The sequence below is a fragment of the Latilactobacillus fragifolii genome (assembly GCF_905332535.1).
GTDB lineage: Bacteria > Bacillota > Bacilli > Lactobacillales > Lactobacillaceae > Latilactobacillus > Latilactobacillus fragifolii.
Genome location: NZ_CAJOCF010000004.1, coordinates 176745 through 194255 on the forward strand (window position 1 = coordinate 176745; position 17511 = coordinate 194255).

Consider the following 17511-nt stretch of genomic DNA (forward strand, 5'->3'; position numbering starts at 1 on the left):
TTTTATATTATAGCATGCGATTTATTCAAATAATCACAATTTGATTACATTTATATTTCAATTTCTTTGCAGGTTAATCAGGGTTCTTCTGGCTTAACTGCCATTGTAGATAAGCATACATAAACGGGTCCAAATCGCCATCCATTACCGCTTGACCGTTCCCAGTTTCATAATCGGTCCGGTGGTCTTTAACCATCGTATATGGATGGAAAACGTATGACCGAATCTGCGACCCCCAACCAATTTCAAGCTGTTCACCCTTAATGGCAGCTGCTTTTTTCGCCTGTTCTTCTTGCTCTTTTTGATACAATTTAGCCTTCAACATGTTCATCGCAGTTTCACGATTTTGTAGTTGCGACCGTTGCGCCTGTGATGACACAACAATCCCGGTTGGCAAATGCGTTAACCGGACGGCTGATGATGTTTTATTGATATGCTGTCCACCAGCGCCACTTGAACGGAAAACGTCAATTCGTAAGTCTTCTGTGCGTACTTCAATATCAATCGAATCGTCTAATTCTGGCATCACATCGACTGAACAAAATGAAGTGTGCCGCCGGCCAGCTGAATCAAATGGTGAAATTCGCACCAGCCGATGAACCCCTTTTTCAGAGCGCAACATCCCATAAGCGTTGTGGCCTTTAATCATCAAGGTAACACTCTTAATCCCAGCTTCTTCCCCAGCTTGGTAATCTTCCGTTTCAACAGTAAATCCATGTGCATCTGCCCAACGTAAGTACATTCGCAAAAGCATGGAACCCCAATCCTGAGATTCCGTGCCACCAGCGCCGGGATGCAATTCGACAATCGCATTATTGCTATCATAGTCACCCGATAGTAATTGCCCAAGTTCATATTGTTGCATCTGAGCTTGGACAGCTGCCAAATCAGCTTCAAAGCTCGCCTGGAGTTCAGCATCAGGTTCTTCTTGTAATAATTCTAATGTCACTTGCAACTCTTCTGATTGTGCTTGCAGTTGCATAAAAGAGTCGTATTTCTCCTTTAAGACATTGTTTTGATTAATTAACTGTTGGGCTGCTTTTTGATCCGACCAGAAATTGGGATCTGCCATTTGCGCTTCATTTTGCGCAATACTTTCTTGCAGGCCCTCTAAGTCAAAGTGACCCCCTAAATTGCGTTATTTTAGTTTCTATTGCTTCTAAAAGATGTTTTGCTTCACTTAATTCCATATTTTAGTCCCTCCACTATTTTTAGCCATTAAAAAATGGCTAAGTTAACTACCTCAGCCATTTTCTACACGTTAGCGTCGAATATTTTGACGGATTTCCGCCTTCATGAAGAGCCGGGTTGTATCGTAATCGATATCGCTGATCATTTCTTCAAACATCCGGTAACCTTCTTCTTGATATTCAACCAATGGATTCATTTGACCGTAGCCCCGTAATCCAATTGAGTTGCGTAATTGATCCATTGCATCGATATGGTCTGTCCAGCGCTCATCCACTACCCGGAGGATAACCACTTTTTCAAACTCGAGCATCTGATTTGCATCTGCTAATTGTTTTTGTTTTGTTGCGTAATTCTTTTCTGCAAAAGTCATCAATAAGGCTTCGATTTCTTCAGCAGTTTTACCTTGTAGTTTTTCGATTGGTAAATCTTCTTCACTGACCATTGAAGTTGTGGCAAATGCCTGGATAGCTTCTAATTCCCAGCTCTCCATTTCACCTTGCGTATGCAATTGCACAATTCGTTTAACGGTTCTTGAAATCATTGGCATGATGACTTCTTTCAAGTTATCTTCTGCCATGATGACTTGCATCCGTTGCTTGTAGATGACTTCCCGTTGTTCACGCATCACATCATCGTATTGAAGGGTTTGTTTCCGTGTATCGTAGTTATTCCCTTCAACTCGTTTTTGTGCCGCTTCAACTTGACGCGTAATCATTTTACTTTGGATGACGGCATCATCGTCTGAAATCTTCATCCGGTCTAAGAAAGCTTTAATCCGTTCCGAACCGAAACGTTTCATCAAGTCATCTTCCAATGACATGTAGAATTGAGTTACACCAGGATCCCCTTGACGACCAGCACGACCTCGAAGTTGGTTATCAATCCGGCGTGATTCATGACGTTCAGTCCCAATCACGGCCAAACCGCCTAAATCCGTCACACCAGGTCCTAATTTAATATCCGTCCCACGACCAGCCATATTAGTAGCAATCGTAACAGCGCCACGTTGACCAGCGTTCATAATAATTTCAGCCTCTTTAAAGTGATTCTTAGCATTCAAAACAGCATGGGGCACGTTATTTTCATCTAATAATCGCGATAGTAATTCTGAAGATTCGACCGCAACGGTCCCAACCAATACGGGTTGTCCCTTCGTATAGCGTTCTTTGATATCTTCAATTACAGCCTTAAATTTACTTTCCAAAGTTGGATAAAGCACATCAGGTTTATCAATTCGGGCAATAGGGCGGTTAGTTGGAATTGAAATAACTTCCATGTTATAAATTTCGCGGAATTCTTCTTCTTCCGTCTTCGCCGTCCCAGTCATCCCAGATAACTTGTTGTACATTCGGAAGTAATTTTGATAGGTAATATTAGCCATTGTCTTGGTTTCATCTTGAATCTCAACGCCTTCTTTGGCTTCAATTGCTTGATGTAACCCATCTGAATAACGACGGCCTTCCATGACCCGTCCTGTAAATTGATCAACAATAAGGACTTCACCGTCTTGAACCACATAGTCAATATCTTTTAACATAATATAGTTAGCACGTAATGATTCGTCCAAATGATGCGTCAAGGCTGTATTTTCAGTGTCATATAAATTATCCAAGCCAAAGTTAGCTTCAGCTTTTTCAATCCCTGACTCTGTCAAACTGATGGTCTTAGTTGGCCAATCAATCTTATAGTCAGTTTCTTCTTTTAAAGTTTTTACAAAGCGATCGGCACGGATATAAAGTGCTGTTGACTTTTCGGCTTGACCAGAAATAATCAGTGGTGTCCGCGCTTCATCAATTAAAATTGAATCCACTTCATCGACAATCGCAAAGTTCAATGGTCGTTGAACCATTTCTTCTTTGTAAACCACCATGTTATCGCGCAAGTAATCAAACCCCAATTCACTATTAGTTGAATAAGTGATATCTGAGTTGTATGCGTCCCGTTTTTCTTCTGGGGTCTTAGCGTTCAAGTTTAACCCAACAGAAAGGCCGAGCCAGTTATATAACTCGCCCATTTCCGTTGCATCACGGCTTGAAAGGTATTCGTTGACAGTAACAACGTGTACCCCTTTACCAGCCAATGCGTTTAAATAAACCGGCATTGTAGCCGTCAAGGTTTTTCCTTCACCCGTTTTCATTTCAGCGATGTTACCTTCGTGTAGCGTAATCCCACCAATAATTTGTACTCGGAATGGGAATAACCCTAGAACCCGTTTAGCCCCTTCACGTGCAACCGCAAAAGCTTCCGGTAAAATGTCGTCTAATGTTTCACCATTTGCTAATCTTGTTTTAAATTCTGGGGTCTTAGCTTGCAACGCTTCATCAGATAAATTACTATATTCATCTTCATAGCTTTGAACTTGATCGGCAATTTTGCCCATCCGTGCTACTTCACGTTTATCGCTTTCTACCCATGTTTTTAGAAAGTTTGCCATGTACGTCAATTCTCCTCTAGAAATACGTTTGAGTGCTTAAATAGCGATTTCTTATATAATCAATATGATTACTAACAATTCATTTTACCATTTATTACAATCAAATAAAACCCTGTCACAATAAACAAGCTAGCCGATTCAGTAAAAAATTAACCCCGTTATCTATATGCCATCAAAAAAAAGGCTGGGCGCAACTCACCGTTGTCCCAGCCCTCACTTATTCGTCAGTTTCAATCAAACCATAACGCCCGTCTTGACGCTTATACACAATACTTGTCCCATTTGTTTCTGAATCTTCGAAGATAAAGAATTCATGGCCTAACATATTCATTTGTAAGATTGCTTCTTCACTATCCATTGGTTTCAATGAAACGCGTTTTGTCCGAACGACTTGCATGGGTTCTTCTGGTAATATTTCTGCTTCTGGAACTGTTAATTCCATACCTTTAATCCCGCGTTCACGTGACTTACGGTTAATCTTTGTTTTAAATTTACGAATTTGTCTTTCTAATTTATCAGTAACTAGGTCGATGCTACCATACATATCAGGCGAGGTTTCTTCTGCCCGTAATACAAGGTATGGTAACGGAATGGTGACTTCTACCTTAGCGGTCTTATCGGAGTACACTTTTAAATTAACGTGGGCAATGGCGGTTGCTGAATCATCAAAATATTTTTCGAGCTTGCTGATTTTCTTTTCAACATAACTCCGAATGGCGTCAGTGACCTCAATATTTTCACCACGAACATTAAAACTTAGCATATGAATTCTCCCCTTTCACAAATACCCCCTGTGGGTACTTGTCACTCGGAACTCAATTCGCTTCCGAGGCTTTGTTACTAACTTTATTATATATAATTTGCGTGCCACACACAACTAATATGGTTTTAGCGCACCAAAGTCATTGCCTGAATCGGCAACGTTTGGTATCGCTTACGTAGACACTGCTGAGCATGCCATAACGTGCGACCGGTAGTATAAATATCATCCAACAAAATTAACCGTTGCACATCGGCACTTAAAGTCACTTCCTGATGACATTTAAAAAATTGGGGCGTTGCTAAGCGCTCCGCTCGATTTTTTTGGGCTTGTCCTTTTTCAGTAGGTAACTTCTGCAACAATGGCACTAGGGGCAAACAATCCTTGTATAAGCCAACCACCGGATCGAACCCCCGCCTTTGTAAATGTGCTGGATCAGTGGGAACTGGTACATAAGCCGTATGCCGTTGGGCTGGGAAATTTTCGCGAATTAACCGTTGAAATACATGTCGTAACCGATAATCGCCTAGTCCTTTATATTGTTGAAAATATTGCTGCATCGGCTCGTTATAAGTCAACAATGCTCGATTGACAAAGTGCTGTCGCGGGTAAAGTTGCTGCCATCTCTGACAATCCATACACAAGCCGCGCTCTTCCATTTGCCGACCACATCCCGAACAATATTGCGGTCCAATTCGTTCAAAGCGCGCCATGCAACGGGAACAAATCATTGCCGGGTAAGCTGGCCGCAATGAACAGATAAACGCTAGGGATGGCTGTTCAAGCACAACTGCTGTACACATTAAACAGTGGATTGTAATCGCCGCCCTTTTTGATTTTGCCGTTTAATTTGTTGACGCGCACGCTCAATAGCGACCGTGTAATCCGCATAGAAAAAATAGACCGGGTTTGCAGCATGTTCCCGTTGACGACCCGCTCGGCCAGCAATCTGCACAAGGACCGCTTCATTGAAAACCACATGTTCTGCACCGAGAACAAACACGGCCACATTTTTAAACGTTACACCGCGTTCTAGAACCGTGGTCGTAATCATTACATCACCGTTTCCCGCTCTAAAGGCCGCTATCTTGTTTAATTGTTCAGGATCATTGGCATGTACCGTGTTTACTGTGATGTGCGGCAATGCCTTAATAACACTTTGCCGAACCGGCCCTAAATCGCTCACCTGTGGCACAAATAATAATAAGCGTTGGCTTTTGAGGCACTCACTAAGTAAGTTACGCATTACGCGCGGCAACTGTTGTCGTTTGACTGAACGACGCCACGTAAACAAAGGATAGCAATGCGGTTCAGGTAATAAGTGACCATGAAAGCGAATTGGTAGTTCACTCCCCGTTAAAGTCCCCGTATTAATCGCATGGCGCAGCTTTACCGTTGGAGTCGCAGTCAGGTAGATCAATGCACAGCGTGGCTTACACGCCTGTTTAACAGCCATCTCAAGTTGGTGATTATCGACAAATGGAAACGCATCAACCTCGTCTACAATGACGGTGTCAAATGCCTGATAAAACTTAAATAACTGATGCGTTGTACAAACAACTAACGGCGTATACCGATAAGGTGCCGTCTGTTGCCCATGCATCAGCATAATTGGGGTGTTAGCAAACGCGGCTTGTAACCGGGGATAAAGTTCTAAACAAACGGCAACGCGCGGCGCAGCAATACACACACGCTGCCCCTGAGCCAAAGCGATAGCGATTCCTTGAAACAACATCTCAGTTTTACCGGCACCGGTCACTGCAGTTAAAACATGGCGTTGTTGATTTGTAATGGCCGCAATAATCTTTTCTGCCGCTTGTGCTTGAAAAGGGGTCAATGTTCCCTTCCAAGTTAACGGTTCGATTGGCGGCTCAAATCGGTTACCTTCTGGCACGTAAATTAACTGATCGCCTTCAACCAACCGCCCAAAGGTCAAACAGGCAGCACAATAATGGCGACCATCGGGCAAGCGAGCTTGCTCTTTTGCCACTTGTCCGCACCGTTGACACACCAGGCGCTGATTAATCGTTTGAAACGCTGGCCGCTGTTTAATCTGTGGTACACTATAATTATTCATAACAGCGCTAAACTGGGTGGCACTCCACTGACGACCACAAGCAAGTTGTTTTTCCATCATTTCACCTTCCACCCTTAGTTTCGTTAAATCCAGCTTATTTTTTCAAGGAGTCCGATATGCAAAGCTATTTTACCGTTCAAAAAGACGGCGAATTTGAACTCGAAGTAAAAAAATCCCGATTCATCTGTCACGTTGCACGTGTTACAGACGAAAGCGCAGCTCAAGCCTTTATTGCGCAAGTTCGCAAAACTAATCTTAAGGCCAATCATAACTGCTTCGCCTACCAGATTGGTTTGCCTACCAATATTCAAAAACAAAGTGACGACGGCGAGCCAAGTGGGACAGCCGGTGTGCCGATGTTAGAAGTCCTACGCCAGATGCAACTGACTAATCTTTGTGTCGTTGTCACACGCTATTTTGGTGGCATTAAACTCGGGACTGGCAGCCTTATTCGAGCATATAGCCATGCCACTTCGGCCGGTCTTGAACACCTCGGGATTGTTCAAGGTATCGAACAATCCGCTTGTCAGATTACAATTGACTACGCTCAGTTTGACACCGTGCAAAATTTACTTAGTCAATTCAACCTCACTGCCGAAGACATTCAATATACGACTAACGTCCAAATGACCGTGTGGCTTGCGACCACTGCCGTTAGTGATTTACAACAACAATTAAGCGAACGCCTTAACGGCCAATTAAAATTCGAACTAGGACCTCAAAAATTCAACGAAGTTCCCATAAGTGCCCAAGACCTACATCAGATACGCTATCAATAACATCAAAAAAGGATTAGCCATAATGGCTAATCCTTTTCTTCATTTTTTGATTTTAATAATCGTTTTAAAAGCATTAACAATGGCCGGCGATTATCACCAAGCAACCCAATTGATTCAACGAATAATTCTAAACCAATTAAGACCGCGACCGTCAATGCCAAGCTCCCCCAGAGTGTCGATAATGGGTAGAGTAATGAGATTAACGAAAAGACCAACGCTAGGCCATAAATTGCGAGAACCGTTTGACGATGCGATAAACCAAGTTGCATCAACCGATGATGTAAATGATGTTTATCTGCTTGTGAAATTGGCTTTTTATTCAAGATTCGCCGCAACATCGCGTAAATCGTATCCGTAATTGGTACCCCAAGAATAATGACTGGAATCAATAACGTAATGAAGGTTACGTTTTTTAAACCTTTGAGCGATAAGACCGCAATCATAAAACCAATGAACAAAGCCCCAGTATCACCTAAGAAAATCTTTGCTGGATGGAAGTTATGCGGTAAGAAACCGAGTAATGCAGCCACCAAACAAAAAATCATGATTGAGACACTGACGTTGGTGATGGATAAGAAGAAATAGGCAATCACGCCCATTGTGAAGAGTGCGATAATCGAAACACCAGTTGCTAAGCCATCCAACCCATCAATTAGATTAACGGCATTGGTAATTGCTAAAATCCAAAAGACGGTGATTGGGAAGCTTAACCACCCTAGTTCAAAGGTGCCTAAAAACGGAATTGTCAAAATATTCATGCGTATGCCAGCTAAGAAATAAATGACCAATGCTGCCAATAAAATCCCGAGCATTTTTTCCTTAGGATTCAATTCCTTAATGTCATCGATCATCCCAGTGATGATGATAATACATTCAGCTAAGAAGATACTGAAAAGTTCGTGTGTTTGGAATTGGCCACGCAATAACACAAAGGTCCCAAACGTAAACGCAATAAAAATGGCCAGACCACCCATTGCCGGCATCGCCTTTTTGTTCACTCGGCGAGCATTGGGTTTATCAACGGCGCCTAAAACAAAAGCGAGACGGCGCACTAATGGGGTAATTGCGGCTGATACGAGCATCGTCGCAAATAGACCAACTATAATTTTAAACATGGGTTGCATTCAACTTGCCTACTTTCTCTTGCATTCTCTTTATTATACAAATCAAACCCCTTAAACACAACAATGACTTGGTTTCTTAAACAAAAACCAAGCACCCTGATTATCTGTCCCGCACAATCTGAACCAATAAGTCCGTAAAGCGTGAATCCGCGTTAAAGGGATGGATGTAATCAAATTGTTCGCCCTGATTGTCCATAAAATAGGCCCGATTTTCAACATCAATTTCTTCAATCGTTTCTAAACAATCCGCAACAAAACCTGGCGTTAAGACCAGAATTTTTTTAACACCTTCTTGCGCTAACGTCTTCATCGTATCGCTAGTGGCCGGTGTGAGCCATTCATTGGGACCAAACTTAGATTGATACGTAGTCCGAAAAGTTTGCTCCGGCAAGCGAGCCTGCAATTGGGCAGTAGTTGCAACACACTGTGCTTGATAGGGATCGCCTTTTGTCACATACGACTGTGGAATGCCATGATACGACAAAATAATTTCGTCATAACTTTGCGTTTGTAGTTTCTGTTCAATCGCCGTTACCAACAAGTCGATATAACCTGTGTGTTGATAAAAATCCTTCACAAAATGTAAGGTGGGCATGTTGGCTTGTTTAAGGTAAAATTTCGCAACCACATCATAAATCGACATTGTCGTTGTGGTCGAATATTGCGGATACATTGGAACAATCGTTAAATCGTCGATTCCTGCTGCTTGAATCGTCCCGAGCACATCCGTTAAGAATGGTTGGCTGTACGACATCGCCTCGAAAACCTGATAATCAGGTAATTCAGCTTGTAATTGAGCCACTTGCTGTTGCATATACACTTTTAACGGAGAACCAGCACTTGTCCAGATTTTGCGATATGCCGCGCGCACTTTTTTGGGCCGCGTCATCAGAATCGGTCCATATAAAATGGGTAGCCAAACCGCTTTAGGCATCGCAACGACCCGCTGATCAGCTAAGAAGTATTTTAAAAAATGCCGAATTTCTTTGACTTCAGGTTTATCTGGGGTGCCCAAATTAACTAATAGTACACCTTTTTTCATGGTTGCATCCTCCACAATTTTAATTAAAAACAAAGAAAGAGCGGCGAACAAAAATGGTTTTTGTCCCCCGCTCCAATGTTAGGCCAATCCGCGTTACTTCGCGTATTCGACCGTTCTTGTTTCGCGAATCACAGTCACCTTAATGTGGCCAGGATACTCGAGTTGGTTCTCAATTTGATTCTTCACATCACGTGCTAAGACGGTTGCTTGATCATCTGTGACTTGTTCTGGTTTTACAATTACCCGAACTTCACGACCTGCTTGAATCGCAAAACTATGATCAACACCTTTAAAACTATTCGTAATACTTTCCAGTTTTTCAAGACGGTGAATGTAGTTTTCAAGCGATTCAGAACGGGCCCCTGGACGAGCTGCTGAAATCGCGTCAGCAGCTGCGACTAAGACTGAAATAATAGAGGTTGCTTCCGTATCACCATGGTGCGAACCAATTGCGTTAATCACCGTTGCCGGCTCCTTATAACGAGTTGCAAGTTCAACCCCAATTTCAACGTGTGAGCCGTCGACTTCATGATCAAGGGCCTTACCGATGTCATGCAATAAACCAGCACGTTTAGCGAGCGTTACATCTTCGCCTAATTCAGCCGCTAAAATTCCGGTTAACTTGGCCACTTCAATTGAATGATTCAAGACGTTTTGACCATAACTTGTTCTGAAGTGTAGTCGCCCAAGAATCTTAATTAAATCAGGATGCATTGTGTGCACACCAACATCAAAGATGGCTTGTTCACCGACTTGTCTGATCTGTTCGTCCATTTCCTTGCGTGACTTATCAACCATTTCTTCAATCCGAGCTGGATGAATGCGCCCATCTTGAATTAACTTCTCTAATGTCATGCGCGCAATTTCGCGCCGAATTGGATCAAACCCACTAAGCACGACTGCTTCTGGCGTATCATCGATAATCAAATCAATCCCAGTCAATGTTTCCAACGTCCGGATATTCCGACCTTCACGACCAATAATTCGGCCCTTCATATCATCATTTGGTAACGTGACGACGGTCACTGTTGTTTCAGTCACCATATCCGCTGCACTTCGTTGAATAGCTTCAGCGACTAATGTGCGAGCAGTTCGATCAGCCTGTTCTTTAGCTGTTTCTTCACTTTCTTTGATTAAAACAGCCCGCTCATGTTCAAGGTCTTGTTTGGTTTCATCCAAAATGATCTTTTGCGCTTCCTCATGCGATAATTCGGCAATTTCTTGCAACTTCGCTTTTTGTTGCTCAACTAAAGTGGCCGCTTCTGCCTGCTTTTCAGTTAGCTCTTGTGCTTGATTCGTTAAACGATTTTCCCGTTGCTCCAATGAACGTTCTTTTTTATCCAACGTTGCATCTTTGCGATCGATTGTTTCTTCCCGTTGAATCAAACGGTTTTCTTGCTTTTGTACCTCACTGCGTCGTTCCTTCAACTCGTTTTCAATCTCAGAACGATAGCGGTGATTTTCATCCCTTGCTTCCAAAAGAATTTCTTTCTTCCGCGTTGCGGCTTCTTTTTCAGCTGCTGCGATTATTCCTGTGGCAGTCTTATTTGCACCATCAATTTCACGTTCGTGCGCCTTCTTTTGTAGAACGGAACCAACTAGTAAACCAACGATTAACATGATGACTGCGAGGATTAATGGAAAAGCTAAGTTCATTGTTTCACCTCCGCATCATCAAAAATTTTAAATTGCAACTTTCACTGCAAATTTTTAAAGATGTTATTATGTTTAATTTTTCAACACATAGTTATTTTATAGTTTCATAAACCGCCTGTCAACTTAAACTATCGGCATTGCAACCGTTTTCGAGTTCAACCCATCAAATCAACCACTCGGATAATTCGCTTATATAATCAAAAAAGCTGAGACAAATTAACTTTTATCTCAGCTTAATAATTCTTATTCGTTTGAATCGTCATCCGGAAAGACGTCGAGTTGGGTTTCATCGTTTTCGTCTACCGGGACATCCGAAATGCCATATGCTTCCCGAACTTTAAGCCGAACTTCATCTTGGACTTCTGGATGATCAGCTAAGTAATTCTTCGCGTTCTCACGTCCTTGACCGATTCGTTCATCCCCATAGGAATACCATGACCCACTCTTATTAATAATGTCCTTTTCGACCGCCATATCGACCAGTTCACCCGTTTGCGAAATCCCTTGACCGTACATGATATCGACTTCGGCCACTTTAAATGGTGGTGCGACTTTATTCTTAACCACTTTAATCCGCGCCCGATTCCCAATCATATCGGTCCCATTCTTGATGGTTTCGGCACGCCGGACTTCCAGACGAACAGTTGAATAGAACTTCAATGCACGGCCACCTGGTGTGACTTCAGGGTTCCCGAACATTACGCCGACTTTTTCACGAATTTGGTTAATGAACAACGCAATTGTCTTCGTTTTATTAATTGTTCCAGATAATTTCCGTAAGGCTTGTGACATTAAACGAGCTTGTAAGCCAACATGGGCATCGCCCATTTCGCCTTCGATTTCCGCACGTGGCACTAGGGCTGCAACTGAATCGACAACTAAAATATCAACCGCCCCACTTGAAACTAAGGCATCCGCGATTTCTAACCCTTGTTCGCCGGTATCTGGCTGTGACAAGAGTAAATCGTCAATATTAACGCCGAGGGCAGTTGCATACTTAGGATCCATTGCATTTTCAGCATCGATATAAGCAGCGGTCCCGCCTTGCTTTTGCACTTCCGCGACAGCGTGTAAGGCAACCGTTGTTTTACCTGAACTTTCAGGGCCATAAATTTCAACGATCCGGCCACGTGGGTATCCACCGACACCAAGCGCTTCATCTAATGCAAGCGAACCAGAGGAAACCGTTGACACTTGGGTATCAACTTTTTCACCCATCCGCATGATTGAGCCTTTACCAAAATTCTTTTCAATTTTCTTTAATGCAGCATCCAAGGCTGCTTGTCTTTCATCTTTAGCCAATTAAGTGCCCTCCTCAAAAGAGTCCTTTTCAGTACTCTCTTAGTTTACCGATTTCACGAAATAAAAGCAAGCAAAAAATCGAACAAACGTTCTATATTTTTTCACCTACTTTAATATACCCGAATAACCGCGCTTTTTTCGTACTTTTGTGGTTAAAAAAACTGGCGTGGGATTCCCCGCCAGTTTAAGTTTATTTAGAAAACGAGTCTTTAAAGACGCCTCTATTCTTGATGAAATAATCGGTACCAGAATAAACCGTAAAGAACAAGCAAACGTATAACATAATTTGTGCCAATGGTACGCCAATATTGTTAAAGAAAACATTGTTGAGTAACAATAAAATGATGGCTAACATCTGGGTTGTCGTCTTAATCTTCCCAGGCATTGCAGCGGCCATCACTTCGCCACCTTCGCTTAATAATAAGCGCAACCCAGTAACGGCTAACTCACGCCAAATAATAATCGCAACCACCCATGCTGGTGCTTGATCGAGGGCAACCAAGAAGATAAATGCTGTCATCACTAATAATTTATCAGCCAACGGATCGGCAAACTTCCCGAAGTTGGTCACTAAATGTTGTGACCGGGCAATCTTACCGTCTAGCAAGTCCGTCAAAGAGGCGACAATGAAAATCACCGTTGCCATGATCGCACTAACCGGAATACTAGTGCCAGCGACCATAACGGCTGTCGCAGGCACATCTAGCACTAAAACTAAAGTAAAAATCGGAATCAAAATAATCCGAAACATTGTTAATTTATTTGGTAAATTCATGTCGAAGACTCCTTAATGTCCTTTATTTAGCCAATGTTGCCGTGAAATTAATCGTCCGCACAAACGTTGCTTCGTTATTTGGACTAAGGTTAATATCGGTGCCATTAATCTTCATCTTCGTTGCAGGTGCATTCCCAGTTTGAATGCTAAATTGGGTGATTCCTTCAGGTAGTTCCACCGTTTGCTCAGCCCCTACTGCGACTGAACCTTGCCAAATTTGTGTCCCATTGGCGGTTAAACTGACCCAGGCAGCTGATTTGTCAGCTGAGAACGTGATTTGATTGGCTTTAGCCGGTAAATTTTTAATTTCAAAAGCTTGTTGTGAGCCATTGATACTAGTCATCTTAGCCGTTAATGTTTGTTTTTTAGCTTGGTCTTCAGCGGCTTTTTTGCTTGCTTCTTGTGCTTTACGTTCAGAAACGGCTTTCTTACTGCTTTCAGCAGACTGGTCTTCACTGCTACTATCCTTCTTAGGCTCTGGCTTATCACCGGAAACCGTAACCGATGAACTTGTTTCGTTTAGCGTTTCGCGGTCTTTACCACGGTTACTGAGAGCGATGCCGTAGACCACACCAATAATGAGGACCACAATCGCCACAATCGTAATTTGTGGGACGAGGTTACGCCATTTTGACCATTTAGAATCAGTTGTTTCGCGCGTTAACCGTGTTTGATTTTCAACGGATTTTTCAACATATTCTTCTGGTTTCGTGTCTGGTACAGCATCTTGATATTCTGCCAACAATGCGTCATTGTCTAAACCGACTGTTTGGGCATATTGTTTAATAAATGCCCGCACGTAAAAGCTGCCAGGAAGGGCATCAAAATTGCCCTCTTCAATGGCGATTAAATATCGTTTTTGGATTTTTGTAATTTGTTGTAAATCATCGAGTGTGTAGCCCTTTTCAATGCGTGCTTCACGTAATTTTTGACCAATTTCATTCATAATCCATTCCACCCACTATTATCCCAGTATCATTATTCATAATTATAGCATATTGGTACGCATGTGCATTATTAAGATTTCTTTATTTTAACCAACCACCATTAACGTACAAGGTCTGTCCCGTCATGTAATCGGCTGCTGGTGCCATCAAACTCAATACCCAATAGGCTATCTGGGTCGGCGTTGCAAAGGCACCAGCCGGAATTTCCGCTGCAACAGCAGCCCGTTCTTCTGGTGTAAACTGATCATTCATTTTTGTATCGACTGCGCCTGGTGCAACCACATTGATTGTGATGCCAAGCGATGCCACTTCTTGTGCATAGGCGTTAACAAAAGCGGATTGAGCGCCTTTAACGGTACTATACGGCACTTCCAGCGCACTCCCGCGCCCCCCATAGATTGAACCAATTAAGACGACTCGTCCCAATCGGCTCTGCGCCAGTTTCGGTTGCAACTGTTGCATCAATAATATCGGTGCTTTAACGTGTACCTGCCATAAGTGATCAAGCGCGGAGGCACTGATTTCGGGCAACAAGCCATACGTTGTTGCCCCAGCCGCATAGATGACCGCATCGACTTGAAAAAGCTGGGCCGTTAGCGTTTCAACCGCACCAGCTTGCGTTAAGTCCGCCTGAAGCTCAAAAAAATCCTGTTGCGGATAAGCGCGCATCAGCTGCTTTAATAGCGTCGTTACCCGCATCTGGTTTTGATGATAGTGTAAATAAAGTGACCAACCATTGGCCGCCATTTCAGTCGCGATTGTCCTGCCAATATCACCCGATGCACCAACAATTAAGGCTGATTTAGGCATGGTTTGCTTCCTCCGGTAAGATATGGCAGACCGTCATCGTTTCAATCTTGAAATATTCGGTTGCCATCTGCTGCAAGTCGTCTAAAGTCACTTGTTCGATTAATCCTAAAACATCAAAGGGACTGATTTCGGTGAAGAATTCATCACTATATTGGTTCGCGATGGCTTCTAGCGAATTGAACGCTTGCAAGTATTCACCAATTGCAGCTTTTTTGACCAACGCCAAGTTATCTTCTGAAAAATCAGGGCTCTCAGTGGCGTGTTCTAAGATATTAATAATCGCATCCGATAATGCTTGCGCATTATCCGCGTCGCCACCAAGGGTTACAAAGTTAAATGACCGTTGAATAGCAAATTCATAACCAAAACTATCGTCAAGTGTGCCTTCATTATACAAATTCTGCACTTGCGTTGATGAATCGCCAAATAACAATTCAAGTAACAAGTTCATCTTCAACTTAGTTTCAAGCGCTAGCTGACCTGTTCCATAATCCGTCAACCCTTTAATGCCGACCATACTCTTGCTGCGCGTAATTGGCATTTCGAGTGATCGATATGGAATAATATCATGTCCATCTTCGGCTTCTTCAGGTAATGAACGCACAATTTCTGTTGGTTGCGCAAATGTTTTGGCCGCTTGATTGGCGTTCAACCAGTCCACCACTTCATCAGGATCATCAATTTGACCAACAATAAAGAGATTCATATTACTTGGTTGATAGAAGGTCGCATGCGCTTGGTAGAGCGCTTCTGGGGTAATTTGTGCAATACTATCCACTGTACCGGCAATGTCTGTCCGCACTGGATGGCTTGGATAAAGATTACCAATGACTGTATAGAATAACCGCCAGTCCGGTTCATCGTTATACATTTGAATTTCTTGACCAATAATCCCTTTTTCTTTTTCTACCGTCTCAGTTGAAAAATAAGGTTCTTGCACAAAATCAAGTAGGATATCTAAATTTTCTCTTAAATGACTGGTTGTTGAAAAGAGATAACTCGTTCGGGTAAAACTGGTAAACGCATTTGAACTGGCACCGTAGCGGCCAAATTTTTCAAATGCATCGTAATCTTTTTTTTCGAATAACTTATGTTCTAGAAAATGCGCAATGCCATCTGGCACCGTTACGTAATCAGTTGCTCCAACTGGGATAAATGTCTTATCAATCGCACCATAATTTGTCGTTAAAATCGCATATGTCTTATGGTAACCACTCTTAGGATATACCTTAACCGTCAAGCCATTCGCTAATTTAGTTTCATAAAGGGTTTCACCTAAGCGGAGATTTTGTCTAAGCTTCATCTGTATCAACCCCTTTCAGGAAGTAAACGGCTTGCAATTGCATCTTTGCAGCTTGTTTTTGGACCGCTTGTTTCGAAACGGCCAAAACGGCTTGGGTAAAGTTCGCCGCATCGATTTCGGTTTCAGGAACAAACAAACGATTAAATTGTTGTTGCCCCAAATAGGCTGCGCTATCAAGGCTTGATTTAAATTGATTAATTAAAGCTAGCTTTGTTTGTTCAAAAACTGCCTGTTCAAAGTCACCCGTGATAATGCGTTGGCGTTGCGCTTCAATAATTGCCAAAACACGGTCTTTTTGCTGGCTCTCAATGCCGGTTTGCACCGTAATGACCCCACGAAAAGCATCAATTGCACTTGAGGCATAGTAGGCCAAACTCGCTTTTTCACGCACATTGGTAAAGAGCAATGAAAGCGGTGTTCCGCCAAATAAGGCGTTCATCACCATTGTCGCGTAGTAATCAGCTTGATAAAAGTATGCTGGCATTTGATAGGCCATGTTTAACTTACTTTGCTGAACCGGTTGTACTTCCGTTTTCGTTTGCACTTTGGGATACAACGCTTGTTGATAAAAAACCGTTGGCAGTTCAACATTGCGCGGTGCAAATGGCAATTGTGCCAAGGCCGCGCTTGTTTTGGCTTCATCGATATTACCGACAAACGTCATTTGAACCCGATCGTTTGCAATCATCGCTTGGTAATAGGTATACAATTCAGCCGGTGTAATGGTTGCTAAATCAGTTACATCCCCATAATTAGGAATTTGTTGTGGCTCATCTTTAAAATAGAGTTTGCGTAATTCAACCGCCGCATACGATTGTTTGTCATCGGCAACACTTTCGATATAGCGCACTAAATTATCTTTTTCACGGTTAAAAACGACTGGATTGAACTGGCCACCAATCACGTCTGGATGCAATAATAATTGCCCGATAAACGCTATCGCTTGTTCTTGCAAGTCAGCCGTATCCCGTAAATATTGAGGGCTCACAATTCGCATCGCGATGCTAAAAATCGCCAAGTTGCCTTGTCGATGGGCATTAATATTAAAACCGGCACCGTACATCGCCTGTAATTCATTGGCCATTGCGACTTGATCACGATAGGCTTGGCTACTAGCACCTAACACACTTGCTAATAATGAGCGCCGGGTCATCCCATCAGCTGTGACGGGGGCAATTAATTGGACGGTTAATCGAATGGTTTTAAATTGGTTAGTTTGTAAAATATTTAGGTAGACGCCATCCGTTATTTTTTGATTCACGTTAGATTACTCCTCACTGTTTCAACAGTTAAAATGGCTCTGTTCAACTT

Annotated in this window: 15 protein-coding genes; 1 reads left to right on the forward strand and 14 read right to left on the reverse strand. The window is 42.7% G+C overall.

The features are described from left to right. Positions 1-73: 73 nt before the first annotated feature. The 5 genes from prfB to J7Q78_RS06975 all read right to left on the reverse strand — a co-directional run bounded on the left by prfB (position 74) and on the right by J7Q78_RS06975 (position 6522). A protein-coding gene (gene prfB / locus J7Q78_RS06955) for a peptide chain release factor 2 (RefSeq protein WP_208422264.1) occupies positions 74-1190 on the reverse strand; the annotation gives its coding sequence in 2 pieces (ribosomal slippage) (positions 74-1117 and positions 1119-1190; 1116 coding nt in all). Between the two features lie 71 nt (positions 1191-1261). Next, positions 1262-3625 carry a preprotein translocase subunit SecA gene (gene secA, locus J7Q78_RS06960; protein ID WP_154242561.1) on the reverse strand — a complete coding sequence of 788 codons (2364 nt, stop codon included), beginning with the start codon at positions 3623-3625 and terminating at the stop codon, positions 1262-1264. A 217-nt stretch (positions 3626-3842) separates the two neighbouring features. Beyond that, on the reverse strand, positions 3843-4388 hold the full coding sequence (gene hpf / locus J7Q78_RS06965; protein ID WP_208422265.1) for a ribosome hibernation-promoting factor, HPF/YfiA family: 546 nt from the start codon (positions 4386-4388) through the stop codon (positions 3843-3845). Between the two features lie 125 nt (positions 4389-4513). Then, on the reverse strand, positions 4514-5044 hold the full coding sequence (locus tag J7Q78_RS06970) for a ComF family protein (protein ID WP_208427752.1): 531 nt from the start codon (positions 5042-5044) through the stop codon (positions 4514-4516). Between the two features lie 143 nt (positions 5045-5187). After that, positions 5188-6522 carry a DEAD/DEAH box helicase gene (locus tag J7Q78_RS06975; RefSeq protein ID WP_235688073.1) on the reverse strand — a complete coding sequence of 445 codons (1335 nt, stop codon included), beginning with the start codon at positions 6520-6522 and terminating at the stop codon, positions 5188-5190. A gap of 56 nt (positions 6523-6578) precedes the next feature. Here J7Q78_RS06975 and J7Q78_RS06980 point away from each other — a divergent pair, with 56 nt between their 5' ends. Next, positions 6579-7241 carry a YigZ family protein gene (locus J7Q78_RS06980; RefSeq protein WP_208422268.1) on the forward strand — a complete coding sequence of 221 codons (663 nt, stop codon included), beginning with the start codon at positions 6579-6581 and terminating at the stop codon, positions 7239-7241. A 26-nt stretch (positions 7242-7267) separates the two neighbouring features. Here J7Q78_RS06980 and J7Q78_RS06985 read toward each other — a convergent pair whose 3' ends face one another. The 9 genes from J7Q78_RS06985 to yfmF form a co-directional block, all read right to left on the reverse strand. Then, positions 7268-8356: a glycosyltransferase family 4 protein gene (locus tag J7Q78_RS06985; RefSeq protein WP_154242702.1), complete on the reverse strand. Its 1089-nt coding sequence runs from the start codon at positions 8354-8356 to the stop codon at positions 7268-7270. A gap of 109 nt (positions 8357-8465) precedes the next feature. Beyond that, on the reverse strand, positions 8466-9407 hold the full coding sequence (gene hemH / locus J7Q78_RS06990; protein ID WP_208422269.1) for a ferrochelatase: 942 nt from the start codon (positions 9405-9407) through the stop codon (positions 8466-8468). A 93-nt stretch (positions 9408-9500) separates the two neighbouring features. Then, positions 9501-11063, reverse strand: coding sequence for a ribonuclease Y (gene rny / locus J7Q78_RS06995; protein ID WP_208422270.1), 1563 nt, complete (start codon positions 11061-11063; stop codon positions 9501-9503). Between the two features lie 243 nt (positions 11064-11306). Then, positions 11307-12365 (reverse strand): recombinase RecA, encoded by a 1059-nt coding sequence (gene recA / locus J7Q78_RS07000; protein ID WP_154242554.1) that lies wholly within the window; start codon positions 12363-12365, stop codon positions 11307-11309. Positions 12366-12555: 190 nt separating this feature from the next. After that, positions 12556-13140, reverse strand: coding sequence for a CDP-diacylglycerol--glycerol-3-phosphate 3-phosphatidyltransferase (gene pgsA, locus J7Q78_RS07005; RefSeq protein ID WP_208422271.1), 585 nt, complete (start codon positions 13138-13140; stop codon positions 12556-12558). 22 nt (positions 13141-13162) lie between these two features. Next, positions 13163-14086 carry a helix-turn-helix domain-containing protein gene (locus J7Q78_RS07010; protein ID WP_208422272.1) on the reverse strand — a complete coding sequence of 308 codons (924 nt, stop codon included), beginning with the start codon at positions 14084-14086 and terminating at the stop codon, positions 13163-13165. A gap of 82 nt (positions 14087-14168) precedes the next feature. After that, positions 14169-14897 carry an elongation factor P 5-aminopentanone reductase gene (gene ymfI, locus J7Q78_RS07015; RefSeq protein WP_208422273.1) on the reverse strand — a complete coding sequence of 243 codons (729 nt, stop codon included), beginning with the start codon at positions 14895-14897 and terminating at the stop codon, positions 14169-14171. Beyond that, a complete protein-coding gene (gene yfmH / locus J7Q78_RS07020) occupies positions 14890-16200 on the reverse strand; it encodes an EF-P 5-aminopentanol modification-associated protein YfmH (RefSeq protein WP_208422274.1) in 1311 nt (436 codons plus the stop codon). The genes ymfI and yfmH overlap by 8 nt, the downstream gene beginning before the upstream one ends. Continuing rightward, a complete protein-coding gene (gene yfmF / locus J7Q78_RS07025) occupies positions 16190-17461 on the reverse strand; it encodes an EF-P 5-aminopentanol modification-associated protein YfmF (RefSeq protein ID WP_208422275.1) in 1272 nt (423 codons plus the stop codon). The genes yfmH and yfmF overlap by 11 nt, the downstream gene beginning before the upstream one ends. Positions 17462-17511: the final 50 nt, after the last annotated feature.